13 protein-coding genes and 2 pseudogenes are annotated in these 17,429 nt (G+C 69.3%); 6 read left to right on the top strand and 9 right to left on the bottom strand.

Annotated elements, in window-relative coordinates; genetic code table 11:
• Nucleotides 1-25 precede the first annotated feature (25 nt).
• The 5 genes and pseudogenes from LNW71_RS34585 (at nucleotide 26) to LNW71_RS36660 (ending at nucleotide 4,769) form a co-directional block, all read left to right on the top strand.
• Nucleotides 26-1,354 carry an MFS transporter gene (locus LNW71_RS34585; RefSeq protein ID WP_250971782.1) on the top strand — a complete coding sequence of 443 codons (1,329 nt, stop codon included), beginning with the start codon at nucleotides 26-28 and terminating at the stop codon, nucleotides 1,352-1,354.
• A 221-nt stretch (nucleotides 1,355-1,575) separates the two neighbouring features.
• Complete coding sequence (locus LNW71_RS34580) at nucleotides 1,576-3,141, top strand: aldehyde dehydrogenase family protein (protein WP_250971781.1); 1,566 nt, start codon at nucleotides 1,576-1,578, stop codon at nucleotides 3,139-3,141.
• 53 nt (nucleotides 3,142-3,194) lie between these two features.
• The gene (locus LNW71_RS36675; RefSeq protein WP_308294553.1) at nucleotides 3,195-3,593 is read left to right on the top strand and encodes an AMP-binding protein; all 399 of its coding nucleotides are present in this window, start codon (nucleotides 3,195-3,197) and stop codon (nucleotides 3,591-3,593) included.
• Nucleotides 3,533-4,326, top strand: a pseudogene (locus tag LNW71_RS37150) (AMP-binding protein). The gene LNW71_RS36675 and the pseudogene LNW71_RS37150 overlap by 61 nt, the downstream one beginning before the upstream one ends.
• Nucleotides 4,236-4,769, top strand: coding sequence for an AMP-binding protein (locus LNW71_RS36660; RefSeq protein WP_308294550.1), 534 nt, complete (start codon nucleotides 4,236-4,238; stop codon nucleotides 4,767-4,769). Before LNW71_RS37150 ends, LNW71_RS36660 begins: the two are co-directional and overlap by 91 nt.
• Before the next feature lie 36 nt (nucleotides 4,770-4,805).
• Here LNW71_RS36660 and LNW71_RS34570 read toward each other — a convergent pair whose 3' ends face one another.
• Together LNW71_RS34570 and LNW71_RS34565 are read right to left on the bottom strand one after the other, a co-directional pair.
• Entirely contained in the window at nucleotides 4,806-7,115 is a 2,310-nt protein-coding gene (locus LNW71_RS34570) for a SpoIIE family protein phosphatase (protein WP_250971780.1), read from the bottom strand.
• A 550-nt stretch (nucleotides 7,116-7,665) separates the two neighbouring features.
• Nucleotides 7,666-8,073 carry a helix-turn-helix domain-containing protein gene (locus LNW71_RS34565; protein ID WP_250971779.1) on the bottom strand — a complete coding sequence of 136 codons (408 nt, stop codon included), beginning with the start codon at nucleotides 8,071-8,073 and terminating at the stop codon, nucleotides 7,666-7,668.
• Nucleotides 8,074-8,173: 100 nt separating this feature from the next.
• On the opposite strand from LNW71_RS34565, the pseudogene LNW71_RS34560 reads away from it, so the two are divergent.
• Nucleotides 8,174-9,029: pseudogene (locus tag LNW71_RS34560) on the top strand (alpha/beta fold hydrolase).
• A gap of 68 nt (nucleotides 9,030-9,097) precedes the next feature.
• On the opposite strand, the gene LNW71_RS34555 reads toward LNW71_RS34560, so the two are convergent.
• From LNW71_RS34555 to LNW71_RS34525, 7 genes are all read right to left on the bottom strand, one after another.
• Nucleotides 9,098-9,445, bottom strand: coding sequence for a VOC family protein (locus LNW71_RS34555; RefSeq protein WP_250971778.1), 348 nt, complete (start codon nucleotides 9,443-9,445; stop codon nucleotides 9,098-9,100).
• A gap of 280 nt (nucleotides 9,446-9,725) precedes the next feature.
• Nucleotides 9,726-10,643 carry a glycoside hydrolase family 38 C-terminal domain-containing protein gene (locus LNW71_RS34550; RefSeq protein WP_374119496.1) on the bottom strand — a complete coding sequence of 306 codons (918 nt, stop codon included), beginning with the start codon at nucleotides 10,641-10,643 and terminating at the stop codon, nucleotides 9,726-9,728.
• An 87-nt stretch (nucleotides 10,644-10,730) separates the two neighbouring features.
• Nucleotides 10,731-11,687 (bottom strand): NAD-dependent epimerase/dehydratase family protein, encoded by a 957-nt coding sequence (locus tag LNW71_RS34545; protein WP_250971777.1) that lies wholly within the window; start codon nucleotides 11,685-11,687, stop codon nucleotides 10,731-10,733.
• Nucleotides 11,688-11,859: 172 nt separating this feature from the next.
• On the bottom strand, nucleotides 11,860-12,942 hold the full coding sequence (locus LNW71_RS34540) for an MFS transporter (protein WP_285803268.1): 1,083 nt from the start codon (nucleotides 12,940-12,942) through the stop codon (nucleotides 11,860-11,862).
• Nucleotides 12,943-13,249: 307 nt separating this feature from the next.
• Nucleotides 13,250-13,489 carry a hypothetical protein gene (locus LNW71_RS36655; RefSeq protein WP_308294549.1) on the bottom strand — a complete coding sequence of 80 codons (240 nt, stop codon included), beginning with the start codon at nucleotides 13,487-13,489 and terminating at the stop codon, nucleotides 13,250-13,252.
• Nucleotides 13,486-16,242 (bottom strand): alpha/beta fold hydrolase, encoded by a 2,757-nt coding sequence (locus LNW71_RS36650; protein WP_308294548.1) that lies wholly within the window; start codon nucleotides 16,240-16,242, stop codon nucleotides 13,486-13,488. The genes LNW71_RS36655 and LNW71_RS36650 overlap by 4 nt, the downstream gene beginning before the upstream one ends.
• 18 nt (nucleotides 16,243-16,260) lie before the next feature.
• The gene (locus LNW71_RS34525) at nucleotides 16,261-17,421 is read right to left on the bottom strand and encodes a class I SAM-dependent methyltransferase (RefSeq protein ID WP_250971775.1); all 1,161 of its coding nucleotides are present in this window, start codon (nucleotides 17,419-17,421) and stop codon (nucleotides 16,261-16,263) included.
• Nucleotides 17,422-17,429: the final 8 nt, after the last annotated feature.

Raw genomic sequence — 17,429 nt, 5'->3', positions numbered from 1 at the left:
CCCATCCAGTCTCCGCGGAGCCCTTGTGACCGACACCGATGTCGCACCCGCTGTGCCCGCCGTCCCCCCGAGGGCGCAGAGCAGCACGAGACGCCGAGCGTGGATCGTCACCGCGCTGCTCGTCGTCTTCATGATGATCAACTTCGCCGACAAGTCCGTACTCGGCCTTGCCGCGGAGGAGATCCGACAGGACCTCGGCCTGTCCGCATCGGCCTTCGGACTCGCCAGCAGCGCCTTCTTCCTGCTGTTCTCGATCTCCGGCGCCGTGGTGGGGCTGCTCGCGGACCGCATACGGCCCAAGTGGCTGATTGTGGCGATGGCCGTGCTCTGGTCCGCCGCTCAGGCACCGATGGCGGTGGGCGGCGGGCTGGCGGTGCTGATCACCTCAAGGGTTCTCCTCGGTGCTGCCGAGGGGCCCGCCTTCCCCGTCGCCCAGCAGGCCACCCTGTCCTGGTTTCCGAACCACCGGCGCAACCTGCCCGGGGCGTTCATCGTCCTCGGAATCACCCTGGGGGTCCTGGTGGCCGCTCCCGTACTCACCTGGGTGATCCAGCACCACGGCTGGCGCTCGGCCGTCGCCATGGTGGCTCTCACCGGTGTCGTGTGGGCGCTGCTGTGGATCACCTTCGGCGGAGAGGGGCCGTACGCGACCGCGTCGGGCACCGGCCACGGGAGGGACGAGAAGGCTGCGGTGGAAGCCGCGCCGGGTCCGGCCCGGTCCAGGATGCCCTACCGACGGATCCTCGCGACCCGCACCTGGATCGGTGCCACGGCCGCCTACTTCGGAACCTACTGGGTCATCGCGTTCGCCCTGGTCTGGCTCCCCTCCTACCTCCAGGACTCGCTGGGCTACACCTCGGCCGGGTCCACGCAGGTGGTGATGCTGGTCTGGGGTCTGGGCGGCGTCGTGGTGCTCGGGCAGGCCGGTCTGACCGGATGGCTGCTGCGCCGCGGGACGGCGAGCCGTTGGGCGCGCGGCGGAGTCGGCGGCGTACTGCTGCTCATCGGCGCCGCGGCATGCCTCACCCTGCCGGTGGCTCCGGCCGGTGCCGTGACCGTCATACTCCTGGTCGCGGGATTCGGGCTCGCCGGAGCGATGAGCAGCGTCGCCGTCACCACCGTCACGGAACTCGCTCCGGCCGACCGTCGCGGCGGTGCCCTGGGCATCATGAACGCCGTGGTGACCACCGCCGGCCTGATCGCCCCGACGCTGATCGGGCGCCTCGTGGACACCCACGGTGCCGAGGGCTACCGGTACGCGGTCCTGATCACCGGTGCCGTGCTCCTGCTGAGTGGAGCCGCCGCCCTCACGCTGATCGACCCGGACCGCGACGCCCGCCGGCTGTCAGCGTGACCACACGCGGGGGCCTGCTCTTCGCACAGCGTACGGAGCAGGCCGCGCGCCACCCACTCCTCCCCTTCCGCAAGGAACGACGTTGAACACAAGCGCCCTCGACACCTCCGCCCTCGACCGCACCGTGGCCCACGTACGCGGCAACGCCGAGTCCTGGTCCAGCACCCCGCTCACCGAACGCATCGCCCTCCTGGAGAGGCTGCAGCCCCGCATCATCGCGCGTGCGGTCGAGATGGCCGGTGCGGGCGCCACGGCGAAGGGATACGGACCGGACTCCCCTGGGCGGCCGAGGACTGGACCGGTGGCCCTGGGCCCTCGCCCAGAACACCGCGGCCTACCTCCACGTCCTTCGACGGATCGCCGCGGGCAGGGACCCGCTGGCCGGACGGGCGGTTCACGAGGAGAACGGGCGCACCCGCGTGAACGTCTTCCCCGCCACGGGCTGGGACTCCCTGCTGCTCAACGGGTTCACGGCACAGGTGTGGATGCGCCCCGGCGTCACCGCGGAGCAGACGCGGGCCTGCGCCGCGGGCGAATACCGGGGCAGGCAGGGCGACCCCGCCCTGGCCCTGGTGCTCGGCGCCGGCAACGTCGCCGCCATCACCGCGCTGGACATCCTGCACAAGCTCTACGCGGAGGGCCAGGTCGTCATCGCCAAGATGAACCCGGTCAACGCCTACCTGCGCCCCATTTTCGAGTACGTCTTCGCCGAGTTCGTCGAACGGGGCTGGCTGGCCTTCGTCGACGGTGGCCCGGCCGAGGGCGGCTATCTCTGCCGCCACGAAGGCGTCGACGCCATCCATGTCACGGGCAGCGAGCGCACCCACGACGCCATCGTCTGGGGTACCGACGACGATGCCGAGCAGCGCCGCCGTGACAACCTCCCGTTGATCAGCAAGTCCTTCAGCAGCGAACTGGGCGGCGTCAGCCCCTGCATCGTGGTGCCGGGGCCGTGGAGCGATGCCGACTTCCGATTCCAGGCCGAACACATCGTCACCAGCAAGATGAACAACTCCGGCCACAACTGCATCGCCAGCCAGATCCTGCTCCTGCCTCGTGACTGGGACGGCACCGAGCGACTGCTCGACGAGATACGGCGCGTGCTGCGCGAACTGCCGCCGCGCACCGACTACTACCCCGGCGCCGCCGACCGCCTCGCCTCGGTACGAGCGGCCCATCCGTCGGCGGAGGTACACGGCGACGGCTGTCGACTGCTCGTTCCCGACATCACCGACCATGACGACCTGCTGGTGATCGACGAGGTCTTCGGCAGCGCCCTGGGTGTCGTACGTCTGCCGGGCGCGGGGCCGGCCGAATTCCTCCGCCACGCCGTCGGCTTCGCCAACGACACTCTGCCCGGCACCCTCGGCGCAACCCTGATCGTCCACCCGCGGACCGAGAAGACGAACCAGGAGGCCATGGCCGCCGCCATCGCCGAACTGCGCTACGGCACACTGGGCATCAACTGCTGGTCGGCCGTCGGCTTCCTGCTCGGCTTCACTCCCTGGGGTGCCTTCCCCGGCCACACTCCTGCGGACATCGGCAGCGGCATCGGCTTCGTGCACAACGCGTTCATGCTCGAAGAGATCGAGAAGACCGTACTGCGCGCCCCGTTCACACCGGCCCCGCGTGGGCTGGTCACAGGAGACCCGTCGCTGTCCCCGCGCCCCCCGTACTTCGTCACCCACCGCACGGCGCTGACCACTGTGAAGCGCCTCACCCGCTTCACGGCGGCGCCGAGCCTGGCGAAACTGCCCGCACTCTTCGCTGCCGCGTTGCGCGGCTGAAGCCGGCCTCGCGTCCGTCGGCATACCCGCCGAAGCACCCCTACGGAGTCCTCATGCTCAACCTTGCCACCCTCCTGGAAACCAGCGCTCGCGCCGTGCCCGAGCGCACGGCGGTCGTGCTGGGTGTACAGCGGCTGACCTATGCGGAGTTGGACGCGGCCGCTTGCCGCGTGGCCGGCCTGCTGCACTCGCGCGGGGTCGGACCGGGCGACAAGGTCGCACTGTCCTGCCCGAACCTCCCGTGGTTCCCGATCATCTACTACGGCATCCTCAAGGCCGGCGCGGTGGCCGTCCCGCTCAACGTGCTGCTCAAGGGCCGTGAGATCGCCTACCATCTGGCCGACTCCGAGGCCAAGGCCTACTCTGCTTCGAGGGCAGCACGGAGCTTCCGATGGGCCAGGAGGGCTGGTCCGGATTCAGTGGGACTCCCGGCTGCGAGAACTTCTTCCTGATGACCGCCACCCCCAGCGAGGACTCACCTCTCGCGGGCGCCGAGACCCTGACCGCGGCGCTGGCCGGCCGGAGCGCGGACTTCGAGACGGTGCATACGGAGCCCGGTGACACGGCGGTCATCCTGTACACCTCCGGCACCACCGGCAGACCCAAGGGCGCTGAGCTCAGCCACTCCAACGTGATGCTCAACGTGCTGACCTGCCACAAGTTGTTCGGTGAGGTCGAGCACGACGTGCACCTGATCGCGTTGCCGCTCTTCCACTCCTTCGGCCAGGTCACGCAGATGAACGCCGGTCTCGCCTCGGGGCGACGCTGGTTCTGCTGCCGCGCTTCGACCCCCTGTCCGCCCTGGCCCTGATGCAGCGTCATGCGGTCACCTTCTTCGCGGGTGTTCCCACGATGTACTGGGCCCTCCTCGAGGCCGAGGCGCCCGACCTGGACTCGTCGCGGATCGCGCAGAACCTGCGGATGGCCGGGTCGGGGGGATCCGCGCTGCCGGTCGAGATCCACCGCCGGTTCAGCGAACGCTTCGGGGTCACCATCATGGAGGGGTACGGCCTCTCGGAGACCAGCCCGGTGGCCACCTTCGCCCCGCGCGGCGAGAAGGCTCGCCCAGGCTCCATCGGCCGCCCCGTCTGGGGGTGGAGGTTGACCTGGTCGACAAGGACTGGGCACCGGTACAGGGCGCCGACGCTGTCGGTGAGGTCGTCGTCCGCGGCCACAACGTCATGAAGGGGTACCACAACCGCCGCGAGGCGACCGCCGAGGTGATGCGCAACGGCTGGTTCCGTACCGGTGACCTTGCCCGCCGCGACTCCGACGGATGGTTCTACATCGTGGACCGGGCCAAGGACATGATTCTCCGTGGTGGCTTCAACGTGTACCCGCGGGAGATCGAGGAAGTTCTGCTCACCCACCCGTCCGTGAGCATGGCGGCCGTCATCGGTGTGCCCCACGACCGCCACGGCGAGGAGATCAAGGCGTGCGTGGTCCGCGCCCCAGGGGCGACGCTCACCGAGGAGGAGCTGATCGCCTGGTGCAAGGAGCAGATGGCCGGCTACAAGTACCCCCGCATTGTGGACTTCCGCGCAGCCCTGCCCACCAATGCCACCGGCAAGGTCCTCAAGCGCGAGCTCAGGGACGCGGACGGCCTGGTGACCGAGGCTGGTCGATGAGCACTACGCAGGATGCCCGCCGGGGAAGGCGTTCCGCTACACCTGAGCGGACTGATTGGACGGGGGCATCTCCTGCTCCGTCCAGATCGTCTTGCCCTCGCTTGTGAAGCGGGCGCCCCACCGGTGGGCGAGCTCGGCACAGATGAACAGCCCGCGGCCGCCCTCTTCCGTGGCCTGAGCGTGGCGCAGGTGCGGCGCGACGAGGCTCGAATCGCGGACTTCGCAGGTCAGAGCCGGGCCGTTGATGAGACGCAACTCGAAGGGGAGCTTGCCGTAGCGGATGGCGTTGGTGGCGAGTTCGCTCACGATGAGTTCCGTACCGAAGGTGAGTTCGTCGAGCCTCCAGTCGGCCAGCTGCCGACGGGCCCAGGCACGTGCGGTGGCCACGGCAGCGGGGTCCGCCGGCAGGTCCCGCCTGGCAACCCGGTCGGCCTCCAGCGCGTGGGCACGGATGAGGAGCAGGATGGCGTCGGTGGCGTGCCCCTCGGGAGCGGCTTTCCGGACTGCTTCCTCGCACATCGCGTCCAGTGAGCGGCCGGTGTCCGCGAGGACCTCCCGGAGTTCCTCCCGGCGTGCACCGGTGCGGGGGTCCTCCGGAGGCAGGAACGTATCGGTGTGGAGCCCGATGATGCTTCCCTCAGTCAGGTCGAAACAGGTGGATGCGAACACCGCGCCGTCCGTGCCCGTGCCGAGAGACGGAGCCTGGGGAAAATCAGGGATGGCCGTGGCCCCGCCGGGGTGCGCGAGCAGCGGGGGCGGGTGACCGGCGAGAGCGACCGTGCAGCTGTGGGACAGCGGGTCGTAGATGCCGTACACACATCCCGCGGTCAGCTCCGCTTCGGGCGGGGTGTGGCCGGGGTCGAGGGCGGAACGCTCGGTGGCGAGGCGCGCGACCGTGTCGTTGAGCCGGGCCAGCAACTCGTCGCATTCGAGGTCCAGCGAGGACAAGGTATGGATGGCGGTTCGTATCTGCCCCATGGCTGTGGTCGCCTGGATCCCTTGCCCGGCGACACGGCCGACCGTGAAGGCCACACGCGCACCGGAGAGCGGAATGACGTCGAACCAACCGCCGCCCACCGCTCCCGGCCGGAGGAAGTGGGCCGTTTCCAGGGCAGCGCGAACGGGAGTGCTCTGCGGGAGGAGGTGGCGCTGCAGCGTGAGGGCGATGGTGTGTTCACGTGTGTAGCGCCGGGCGTTGTCGATGTGCAGGGCAGTGCGTGCGGCCAGGTCCAGAGCGAGGTCGAGGTCCCTCTGCTCGAATACCGGGCGCTCGGTGGATCGGTGGAGACTCAGCGTCCCGAGCACTCCGCCCCTCAGGGTCAGGGGGGTGATGATGGCGGAATGCGCTTGGGGCGCGCCCGGCGCCTGGGGCGGGGAGTGGACGATGAGGTGTGGCTGCAGGTCGGTGAGCGACTGCGACCAGGCTGTCGGAAAGCGGAGCGGCCCCAGGTCCGGGTCCTCGGATGAAGGAAGGCGCTCCGTGGAGGCAAACCCCATACGCCGTAGCGGCACGTCGGGCGCCACCGGCGCGGACGGGGGCTCGTCCCCGCGGATGACCGGGTCGAGAAGGTGCACCTCTGCTTCGTCCGCGAAGGCGGGCACCAGCACGCGAACCAGATCCGTACAGGTTGTGTCCATTTCCAGCGTGCGGCCGACGTGTTCTCGTACGGCGTTGAGGATCCGGGTACGCGACAGGGCTCGCTCACGTTCGGTGACGTCGACCACCGAGCTCGCGACACCGAGCACCTGCCGGTCGGAATCATGGAGCGGAAACACCGAGACCTCGTACAAATGCTCCCGGTCCTGGTCGCTGGGCGGGTTCGCCCCCACGATCCTGTCGATCGCGGGCTCACCTGTGGCGAGCACCTCTCGCACCATGGCCGTCGTCGCCTCGGGGCTCGTGACCCGGAATGCCTCGTCCAGCCGACGCCCGACCAGACGCTCGGCAGGTATCCCACGGATGCCGCCGGCTGCCGTGTTCACCCGGAGGATCCGCAAGTCGGGGTCCACGACCTGCATTCCGATCGGGGACAGAGTGAACAGGGCCCTCAGCAGAGCCTTGCCGAGCGGGTCGTCGCCCTCACCGGACGCCGCCCGGTACACACCCCAGGCGCTGGAGCCGTCCCCGCGGACCACCGGTCGCAACATCAGCCCTTCGGCCTCCGCACCGCCGATCCGCGCCCACAGATTCTCGGCGTCCGGCCGCGCCGTGGCGGGGAGCAGCTCCCAGGCCGGTCGCCCCAGCGCTTGTGAAGCGGTCCGGCCGAATGCCTCTTCGGCGCCCTGAGTCCACTCAAGCACTGTTCCCGACACGTCCACGACCAGCAGCGCGACGTCTGATGCCATTGGACGGATCGCCTCCGGTCTCCCCCGACGGCCCCACCCGGCCACATGGCTGTGCCGGCGCGCTCACTTCCCTCCCAGGTTGCGGCCCTCGTCGAGAATCCGCACGTCGGAGCCGCACGGCTACCCGATGGCCGTGCCCGAACACGGCGATGGCGCAAGCGTGGGACCGGCCGCATCCCCGGCTCACCCACCGGGCGGCGGGGGGCGATCACGGAGGGTCACTGCCGATCATCGAGGGCAACGTGATCCGACTGCGCCCGGCCCGCGCATCACCAGAAGGGAACCAAGCCTCGACGGACAGGGTCAGCGACATGTGGTCCATCCGGACACTGGCACGTCCAGGCCGCCGGCGATCCTGGCCACAGGCCGGGTGGCAGGATCGGCCACTCCCCCGGCGATATCCCTTCCTTCTCCTTCGCCCAGCAGTCCGCAGTACCGCTTCATCGCGTCCACCTCCGACGTCGATCTGACAAGCCGACTCGGCATCAGGGCGGCGGCGCCGGCTACATCGAGTGCCCAGCGACCCTTGCCGAGCGCGGAACCGGCCTGTCTACCCCTCATCTTCCTGGTCGGCGGTTTCGTTGGCGCGGTCGATCTCTGCCATGTGCTCCTCCGCCCAGGTCCGCAGCCCCGCGAGCGCGGCTTCCAGGGACAGCCCGAGTCCGGTGAGCCGGTAGTAGACCCGCGGCGGCACGGCCGGTTCGACCCGGCGCCTCACCAGCCCGTCGCGCGTCAGGTTTCGCAGCGTCACGGACAGCATCTTCTGCGAGACGCCGGGCATCCGGCGTCTCAGCTCCGCGAAGCGCACCTCGTCCGGTGCGGCATCGGCGAGCGTCTTGACGGCCATGGACGTCCACTTCGTACCGATGCGGTCCAGCAACTTCCGCGTCGGACAATCTGGATCGAACAGATCGCCGCGGACCCCACGGCCGGCGGCCTGGGCTTCTCGGGTGGTCACCTGTGGCTCACCACCTTCCCTGAAAGTGCCGTCTAGGAACCGGCCAGGCAGTTACCTATCGTTCTGTAGTCACCAATGGTAACCAGCCGGAGGAGCCGTCATGTCCGTCACCACCACACACCACCTGCGCCGCATCGCGACGAACGGCGTCCACCTCAACGTCGCGATCTCCGGGGACGGGCCTGCGGTTCTCCTGTTGCACGGCTTCCCGCACACCTGGCAACTCTGGAGCGGCATCATGGGCCGGCTGGCCGGGCAGTACCGGGTTATCGCCCCGGACCTGCGAGGCTTCGGCGCGAGCGAACGTGCCGTCGACGGCTACGACGCCGGCACCCTCGCCGCCGACGCCGAAGGGCTGCTCGACGCACTCGGCGAGCCCTCGGCAGCGGTGGTCGGCATCGACGCGGGCACCGCCCCGCCGTCCTGCTCGCGCTGCGCCGGCCCCGTCTCGTTCGGCGCCTGGTCGTGATGGAGGCACTGCTAGGCCGCCTGCCCGGAGCAGAGCACGTCGTCGCGGGCGGTGCTCCGTGGTGGTTCGGCTTCCACGCCGTCCCCGGCCTCGCTGAGACCGTCCTCGCCGGCAACGAGGCCCCGTACATCGACTGGTTCCTCAACTCGGGGACGCTCGGGCGAGGAGTACCCGACGATATCCGAGCGGCCTTCATCCACGCGTACGCCGGGAGTGAGGCCCTGCGCTGCGCGTTCTCCTATTACCGCGCCCTGCCCACCAGCGCGCAGCAGATCCAGGACGCCGTCGCGACGGCTCGGCTGACCATGCCCACCATGACTGTCGGCTCTCACCCGTCGGCACCGGGCTCGAACGCCAGCTCCGTCCCATCGCCGATGAACTGGTCGGACACCATCTCCAGGACTGCGGCCACATCATTCCCCTCGAACGCCCCGACGCGTTGTTCGCGCTCCTTGCTCCCTTTCTCTCCGCTGATCTGCCGAAGTGACTGAATGGGGGCCGAAGGATCACGGTCGGCGGTTCGGGCGTCCGTCCCAGCGGTGAGTTGAGTTGAGGTCAGGCCGCGGGGTTCTCCAGCAGCGTGACCCGGTTGCCGTCCGGGTCTTCGAGGGAAGCGAACCGGGTACGCGTACCGCCGGCCTGCACCGGCCCCGCAGCCAGACCGCGTTCCTCGAGTTGCGCAAGCGCCTCGTCCAGATCGGGAACCTCCAGATTGAGGAGCGCCGAACCAGAACGCTCGGCGTCCTCGAAGACCGAGAGCCAGCCCCCTGTAGTGAGGTGCCAGTCTGCCAGCGACGGCATCGGCCGGGTGTCCGCCGGGCGTCCCAGCAGCTTTTCGTACCACGCCACCGCAGTCTCCACGTTCCCCACGGGCGCAACCATCAATACGCGGCCGATTTCCATGAGCGCCACCTTTCCTCGAACCACAGTCGCGTGTCTCCTCTACAGACTGCTTGAGTGGGCAGAAGTCATCGCACACCTGCCTGGTCGCCGGAGAACTCCGCGCGGCGGTTCAGGGTGCGGTCGATAGTGACGCCTGTGAGATCGAGGTCGCAGGCGTGCCAGGAGCGGCCGGATGGATCGGTTGTGGAAAGGCCCGGCAAGTAGGCGCGTCGTACCGGCGAGCCGCCCCGGCGGCACGACGCGCGCTACCCACTGTTCAGTCCAGCCGCTTCTCCAACGGTCAGGCCATGGGGGTCAGACGGACCGTCAGGATCTGGAAGGGCCGCAGTGACAGAGCCAGGTCGGTGCTGGCACAGGACAGCGTGGGTTCGTCGTTGAGCGGGCGCTCCAGAGTGTCCGTGATCCGCGCCGCGGCGAGGGAGAAGCCCGCCGAGAGAGTGGTTCGCGCCCGGCCTCCGGCCGACTCGTAGAGGCGGACGACCACATCACCCGAACGGTCGTCGGCGAGCTTGACCGCCTCGATGACGACGCCCTCTCCGTCGACCCGCACGAGCGGGTCGACGACGGCGCTGCCGGGCACGGCACGCTCGGGCAGATTGAAGTGGTAGCCCTCGCGAACGGCGTCCTGGACGTCCGCGCCGAGTACCAGCGCGTACCGCAGGCGGTGCTCGCCCCGGACCGAGTCCGGGTCGGGGAAGAGCGGAGCACGCAACAGGGAGATCCGTGCCGTGGTGGTGGTTCCACCGTCGGGGCGCACGTCCCGCGTGACGTCGTGGCCGTAGCTGGAGTCGTTGACCAGGGCCGCGCCCCAGCCGGGCTCCCCCAGGTGCAGATAGCGGTGGGCGCAGATCTCGAACCGTGCGCTGTCCCAGCTGGTGTTGGTGTGCGTGGGCCGGCGGACATGGCCGAAGGGGATCTCGGCGCTGGACTCCGCCGCCCGGACGTCGAGCGGGAAGGCCACCTTCAGGATCTTCTCGCACTCCCGCCAGTCGATGACCGTGTCGATGTCGAGACGGCGGCTTCCCTCGGTGAGGGTGAGTACCTGGGTGATGCGGGAGGCGTTGATGCTGCGAACGACCCGGATGCCGTCGGCGGTCGCGGTGACCTCGTCCGCCTCGGTCAGGCCAGGTTCCGCTCTTGCCGAAGTCGTGCCGGGATATCGCGCAGTCGAAGCGGGCCACGCCCTGCCCTGCCGCATGGTCAGTTGGATGCGCGCGCCAGGGCGTCGCTGATGAACGGGTCCTCAGATCGTTTTGTGGCTGGGCAACATGGCCCGCTCCGGTGATCACGTTCCGGCGAGCAGTTTCGCCTCTTCTTCTGGGGACAACCCGTGCCCCAGCGGTGTTTCGCCGCGCTCGCGGTCCCACGCCAGCACGTCAGCGACCGTCACCGCCAACGGAGTCGCGGGCATGCCGGCGGCTCGGGCGCGAGCCGGACTGCGCTGCTGCGTCGACCACATCGACTCGGGTCGGATCAGAGGGAAGAAAGGGGGCACCGCTTCGGCGGGCACCGGAACGACTTCGACCTGGCTGCCCGCGACTCTCGCGCAGGTGTTGATCAATTCGGCCATCGTGGTCGGCTCGGCCGGACCGACGGCATGGAACGCACCAGGTCTGTCGTCCACAAGCAGCTGCACCGCAAGGCGGGCCAGGTCACGCGAGTCGATCACTTGGACCGGCTGCTCGGCCCTGCCCGGCAGGGCCACCCGGCCGCCACGCGCGGCCCGGCGCGCCCAGTACGTAAGCCCATTCTGCGCATCGTGCGGCCCTACCACCTTGCCTGGCCGCACAATCGTTGCCTGTGAACCGTATCGGGCCGACACGTCATCCTCGCAGGCCGCTTTGAGCGGCCCGTAGGTCTCTTCGGTCAATTCCTCGGTATCACGGACCGGTGGCCGACGCGGTGTGTCCTCGTCCGAGCCCGGCCCCACACCTGCCCGTACGTACACCGCTTGGCTCGAGATGAACAGGTATCTTCCGACTCGGTCGCCGAGCGCCCCCATCGCCTGCCTGACATGGCGCGGCACGTATCCGCTGACATCGACCACCGCGTCCCAACGATCGTCGCGCAAGGCTGTGTAGTCACCGGTGTCCCGGTCGCCGATTCGCCTGGGCACATTCGGAAACAGTTCGGGTCCCGTCCGGCCCCGACCGAAGAGGGTCACCTCCGCGCCGGTCCGGAGAGCATCGTTCACGACGGCCCGGCCCACGAACGATGTGCCGCCAAGTACAAGGATTCGCATGAGCCCCGACAGTATCCGCCTGCGCACGCCGTTTCACAGCAGTGATCGTGGTCTTGCTCGCGGGTCGCTGAGGAGACGCGGGCGACCAGCGCTGATCCTCGGTATGCGGAGACTGGCGGCTGCCCGGTGGTCGCGCGCCGTCGCCACCGGACCGTTGCTTCCGCGCCGCCGCTCAGGAAGACGCGGCAGCTCTGGCCGGTTCGGGAGCTGGCGGGCCGGGCCGGCGTACCGAGCGGGAGAGCACGGGGGCGACCGACACCAGGCCGAACAGGATGCCGCCGATGACCATCACCTGTGTGTCGCCGAACGCGGAGGCGAGCGGCGCGACGCTGATCTGGCCGACGGGGACCGCGATGTAGGAGACCAGATCGTCGTAGGCGGCCACCCTGGACAGCAGGGTGTTGGGGACATGATCCTGCAGTGAGGTCTCCCAGGTGATGCCCATCACCCCCTGGCCCAGACCGGCTGCGAACGCGACCGGTGCGAGCAGGTAGACGCTGCCGTTCAGACCCAGCACGATCATCGGGAACGCACCGAGTGCAAAGAGCACCAGCCCTGTCGTGAGGGAACGCAACGCCGTGAGTCGGTACATCGCGGCACTCGCGACCAGTACGCCGATCGCCCGGGCGCTGAGCACGGCGCCCCAGGCGGCGGCCCCCAGCGAGACGTTGGCCAAGGCGGGCCCGAGGACGTTCCAGACGCCCACGTAGATGCAGTTGGTGATGGCGAACGCCCCCACGATCACGCAGACCCAGGTGAGAGAGCGGAACCCGGTCCAGCCCTCGCGCAGTTCGCTCAGGAAACTCGTTGGGCTGCTCTTCACCCGGTCCGGCAGCGTCAGCCGGGCCATGAAGAAGGCCGCGGCCAGATAGGTGGCGGCGTCCATGGCGATGGCCCAGCCTCCGCCCAGGCTCATCACGATGCCGCCGGCCAGTGACGGTCCCAGGATGGAGATCGCGTTTTTCGACGAGCCCAGCAGCGAGTTGGCCCGCTGCCGTTGGTCGCTGCCGACCAGCTGGGGCACGATTCCCCGCAACGCCGGTGAGGTGAAGGCCGTAATGGCACCGTTCAGAAGTTCCAGGGCGGCGATCGTCGCCAGGTGGAACGATCCCGAGATCAGCAGACACGCGACAGCGCCCTGGGTCAGTGCCGCACCCAGATTCGATGCCATGAGCACTGTTCTGCGGGAGAATCGGTCCGCGACAACGCCGCCGACGAGCAGAAACACGATCATCGGGATGCTGCGGGCCGCCAGGATGACCCCAGGTCACCCGCGCTGTGTGACGAGCCCAGTACGGCGAAGGCGAGCGCGACGGGTGCCATCGAGCTGCCCAGGAGCGAGATTGACCGCCCGGTGAAGAACCATCGGAATCCGGGTTCGCTCAGTGGTGCCGGTGCTTCGGTCGGCTGGCCTTTACCTGATATCAAAGCTCTGACTTTCATCTGCAGGATTGTGAAGTCGTGGAACCCGTGGCATCGAGGAGCCCGGGTGCGGAGGTATGGACGATGCGGGCCGGCAGGTGGGCCGCGGGGTGATGCTGCCGGAGCTCGCGGCAGTCTCGTCAGTTCGCCGTGTCGGCCCTCGCCATCTCCAGTAGTCGGTCGAACAGCCCGCTGTTGCGCATCAGGCCGTTGTGGTGAAATTCCTCAGTCATCAGGAGCCGGGTGTTCCCGACGACCGCCGCCGTGGCCAGTTGCAGTTCCACGGGCGTGTAGAGGTCGCCCGCGTACACCAGGGCGACGACGGGTATCTCGTTGGCGGCCAGCACGTCCAGGTCGTAAGGATCCGGGTAGTCCGTCATGCCGGCGAGCAGATGCGCGACGTCCTTGAACGGCTTGAGGGGGAGATCTCCTCGAACATCCAAGGGAACATCATCTCCCCGAACAGAAGAAGCGGTCCGTCGCCGTCGGCCGCGAAGGCCGGGAAGCGGGCCAGAGCGCGGTGCGCGGCCCATCCCGTCTTGCTCCCCGCCCGGGCGTAGACAAACTCCTGAAGCGCGTAGAGCTGCATGTCCGCCAGCCCGGTCTCGGTCACCACCGCACGGCGGAAGACGTCGGAGATCCTGTCCCCGTCCCAGGCCTGCTCGAAGAGCCGGTGCACCCGCTCGGAGCCGTTGCTCATACCGAGATTGCGGCCGAGGAGGCGGAGGCGACGGCTGGTCAGACGATCGCCGTCGGGCAGCTTGACGTCGTGGTCGTCCAGGTATGCGGCCAGTCGGCGGATCTTCGCCTCGTCCTCGGGATACTCCGTGTAGTAGGCGGCGTTCTTCGTCAGCAGCTCCGTATAGGCCTGGTCGTAGACCTCGTCGACGGACGCGGACAGACCGGGAAGCCCTCCCGAGACGAACACTGCGTCCAGGCCTTCGGGGGCGGTGGACAGGTAGGTCAGGGCGATGAAACCGCCGTAGCTCTGTCCCAGGATCGACCATCTGCGGCTGCCGGCCAGCTGCTTGCGAAACGCCTCGGCGTCCGCGACGATGCTGTCCGCCCGGAAGTGCCGCAAGTAGGAAGCCAGTTCCTCGGGGCTTCGTCCTTCCGTCGACTTTGCCGTGATGGGGGCGCTACGCCCGCCGCCACGCTGGTCGAGAAGCAGGACGCGGTGCCCTTCAAGGGCGGTGGCCAGCCAGCCGATGGCAGAGGTCGGTGTCGGGCAGGGGGCACCGGGTCCGCCCTGGAGGAAGAGGATCCACGGCAGGTCGTCACCCTCCCGGTGCGCGGACACCACCTCCTGCGCGTACACCTCGATCGTCGGGCCGTCCGGCCGGGCGTGATCCAACGGGACGGTGACCGTGTGCTCGCGGACGACGAGACCCGCGGCCGTCGTCACAAGGAGGTTGTCCGCGCGCGACGGATAGGTCCGCAGCAGGTCCCGGCCGGCGACGTGGTCCAAGGACGGCGCCGGCGCCGCCCGTTCTTCCTCCTGTCCGGGAAGAGCGGGCCAGGAACGGTAGCCCAGCGAGGGGCACAGGCCGTCGGCGGTGACGAGGGCCAGGAACGGGGTGAGGGGGTGGATCTCGGACCGTTCGACGGTCGCCAGGAGCAACTGCCGCCAGTGGTCGTACGGGACGACGTCGAGGGCACGACCGGTGAAGCGGACGTTGGAAACGATCTCCCCCCAGGACACCGGCCGGCCGTCGACGATCTCGCCCACGTCGCTCGTGTCCGCGGTGTACGTCGTCGACGGGCGGTCGCCGGCCTCCGCGTCCCGTCCGGGGGCCCGGGAGAGGAATTCCTGACGGGACAGCTGTCGGGCCAGGATGCCGGACAGGGTCGACATCGAGGTGACGGGGAACGAGAGGTCGAGGTCCGGGGCGGCGCGCAGGGATACGCAGGTCCTGATGAGGGCGGACAGGAAGGCGTCGCCGAGCTCCACGTGCTGTCCGCGGGGCGCGGCGACCTGGCCGAGGCGGTGGACCCGCGTGGGAATTCCCCGGGCGGCGGCCTGGTGCATGTAGTGCTCGCCGATCCATTTGCTCTGGCGCAGCGCCCCACTGACGGCGTTCGCCGGCAGGAGCTGGTCCTGGGATGGCGCGGTCTCGTGTGCCGGGTGCGCCACGCTCAGCTGCGAGAGGAAGTGGACGGGCTTGAGCTTCTCCGCGGCGGCGAAGCGGAGCACTTCCTGCGTCCCGAGGACGTTGACCGGTGTCAGCTGTTCGAACGAGGCCCGCGTGTCCGAGCATTCGCCCGTGTGCACGATCAGGTCGACCTCGCGCGCGAGAGCACGGTAGGAGGCGGGCGGCACGCCGAGGTAGGGCTGTGACAAGTCGCCCGGGACAGCGCGCAGACGCCCCGTGTCCTGCGGACGCCACAGCTCGGAAGACCTCATCCGGTCGTGAAGCCGCTGGGTCGTGTCCGCCACTTCACCCGACTGGAAGAGGACATTGACGACGGCGTCCGACCGGTCCAGGAGCTCACGGAGGAGGAGGAGGTCCAGATAGGCGTCCGCTCTGGTGACGAGCACGCTGCCGTGAGGGTCGGCTCGTCCCGCCTGCGGCGGGGCGTCGGAGGGGCGGATGTCGGCGGGGAGGACAGCGAGCGTCGTCAGCTGTTGCGGGTCCGTCAGCCAGGAGAAGCCCGGCACCCGGTACCCGTCGGTCAGGCGCGCCATGTGCTGCGGTGTCGGATGTTCCAGGAAGTGTGCGAGGTCCAAGGGTGCGCCACCCCGGGCGGCCCACTGGGCCACCATCCGGACGGCTGTGAGCGAGGTGCCGCCCAGCTCGAAGAAGTCGGCCGCCGGATCGACACACTCCAGGCCCAGGATGTCGGCCCACAGCGCACACGCGGCGGCCTCGGTCGAGTCGGCCGGGGCCGGCCGGCCGGCCGGGATGTCCGGTGGGTTCTCGGGCGTCTCCGGGGCACGCAGCTGGGAACGGTCCGTCTTCCCGTTGGGAAGGCGTGGGAGTTCGTCGACGACCACGATGCGCGACGGCACCATGGGGGACGCGAGGTGTCCTCTTGCGAACCGCTGGATGTCGGCGCGCAGGGCTGCCTCGCGCCTCGTGCGCGAGGGGTCGTTCGCGAGCGGGGACTGTGCGAGTGAGGACGGTTCGTTCATACCTTTCCCATCAGAAGATCATCCAAGGGTGACGTCGAGGCAGTTCAGCCGACCCGAGCGTGCGGGTTCCACCCGCACGTCGAGGCCCTTCGCCCGGCCGAGCGCGTGAAGGTCGGCGGGGTCAACGGCGTGGTCCGTCCCGACCGTCCACAGCGACCGCGCAATCTCCCAGACGGTGTCGGTCGGCCGCGCCTGCGTCAGGAGCCGAAGCGCGGCCTCGGGACGTACCAGACGGGAGTTGGGCGCGTCGGTCACCCGGACACCGCAGCCCGCACGGGCGGTGTCCAGGAGAGCGTCGAGAGCTTCCGGGGCCGGCCTCCGGGACTCCTGCCAGTCAACGGCCTTCGGCTGCGAGTGGCAGGGCCGCACCGCCGGATGTGCCGGGCCCAGGAGCGTGACGTCCCACCGGAACCGCGACATCTCCGTCCAGGGTGACTCCGCCCTGCACTCGACGCGGGCGGTGAACCCGTCGTGCCGTGTCGCGAACAGCGTGAAGTACGCAGGTGCCAGGCAGAGTTCTTCCTCCGAGCGAACGAGGCGGCCGACGGTGGCCGAGAGGTCGGCGGCGGTCGTGAGGCGGGGTGAGCGCTGCACCTGCACGTCGGCGTGGAACATCGGGAGCAGCCGTACGTCCCGTACGTCCCCGACGAACACCGCCCCCCGTGGGCCGACCACACGGACAGCCTCGTCGAGAACCTGCGTCAGGTAGCGACTGTCCGGGAAGTACTGAGCGACGGAGTTGAGCAGAACCAGGTCCGCCGAGGCGGCCGGGAGCTCACGCAGGATGAGCGCGTCGCCCTCCAGGAAGTCGACGTCAGCGCCCGGTTTCCCCAGAGCTGCGGCGGTCACCTCGGCCGCCACGAGTGCCGCTGGACTGATGTCGACCGCCAGGTAGTGCTCCACTCCCGCGCGTAGATCCCGCATCAGCAGGCCGCTGCCGGCTCCGACATCGACGACGCGGCGGGGCGAGAGGCGCCGGACGCGCGCGACGGTGGCATCGAGCCAGGCGCGCATGTGCTGCTCGGGGTGGTGTGCGCCGGTGTAGCTGTCGATCCAGCCAGGGAAGGACTCGTCGCCGGAGGGGCCGCCGTCCCTTCGGTACTGCACGTCCCACACCTCGCGCCACTGGCCGAGCTGGGGTTCCGTGGGTGTTTTCGGCCGGGGGCGTACGTAGGCCACGAGTTCCA

Source organism: Streptomyces sp. RKAG290, assembly GCF_023701695.1.
Taxonomy (GTDB): domain Bacteria; phylum Actinomycetota; class Actinomycetes; order Streptomycetales; family Streptomycetaceae; genus Streptomyces.
This window is presented reverse-complemented; position numbering and strand designations above follow the sequence as displayed.

Coding starts and splice junctions, on each gene's coding strand:
- LNW71_RS36655 (WP_308294549.1), bottom strand. CDS start 13,489: ATGACGGACTACCCGGATCCTTACGACCTGGACGTGCTGGCCGCCAAC.
- LNW71_RS34555 (WP_250971778.1), bottom strand. CDS start 9,445: ATGGAAATCGGCCGCGTATTGATGGTTGCGCCCGTGGGGAACGTGGAG.
- LNW71_RS34550 (WP_374119496.1), bottom strand. CDS start 10,643: ATGCGGCAGGGCAGGGCGTGGCCCGCTTCGACTGCGCGATATCCCGGC.
- LNW71_RS36675 (WP_308294553.1), top strand. CDS start 3,195: ATGCTCAACCTTGCCACCCTCCTGGAAACCAGCGCTCGCGCCGTGCCC.
- LNW71_RS36650 (WP_308294548.1), bottom strand. CDS start 16,242: ATGAACGAACCGTCCTCACTCGCACAGTCCCCGCTCGCGAACGACCCC.
- LNW71_RS34570 (WP_250971780.1), bottom strand. CDS start 7,115: ATGGCATCAGACGTCGCGCTGCTGGTCGTGGACGTGTCGGGAACAGTG.
- LNW71_RS34545 (WP_250971777.1), bottom strand. CDS start 11,687: ATGCGAATCCTTGTACTTGGCGGCACATCGTTCGTGGGCCGGGCCGTC.